The organism is Neisseria sp. P0014.S009 (assembly GCF_051958155.1).
Classification (GTDB): domain Bacteria; phylum Pseudomonadota; class Gammaproteobacteria; order Burkholderiales; family Neisseriaceae; genus Neisseria; species Neisseria flavescens_C.
Genome location: NZ_JBQCVS010000106.1, coordinates 1 through 286, shown reverse-complemented (window position 1 = coordinate 286; position 286 = coordinate 1). Strand labels below are relative to the sequence as shown.

General features: G+C 50.7%; 1 protein-coding gene. It reads right to left on the bottom strand.

Going from position 1 to position 286, the window contains the following annotated elements:
* A partial coding sequence (locus ACTHS4_RS11880) for a CoA-binding protein (protein WP_440365986.1) occupies positions 1-286 on the bottom strand: 286 nt, incomplete at both ends.

The following is a 286-nucleotide window of genomic DNA, read 5'->3' as shown; positions in this document are numbered from 1 at the left end:
CGGTGATGTTCAATTCATCGCCGTGATGTTTTTGAATGGTGGAACGGGCGTTTTTGCAGGATTCGGGCGGTAGGTTTTCCCAATCTTGAATCAGAATAATGTGGTGCAGGTCTTTTTTACGGCAGGCTTTGAACAGCGAGTCGTAATGGTCGGGCGGGATAACGGCAACAACCAAATCGGCTTGTCCCGGGATTTTGCTGAGGCTGGAGTAGGAGGGAATGCCTGCTACACTGCTGTGTCGAAGATTGACGGGGGTGATTTTGCCTTGATATGAGGAACCGAGCAG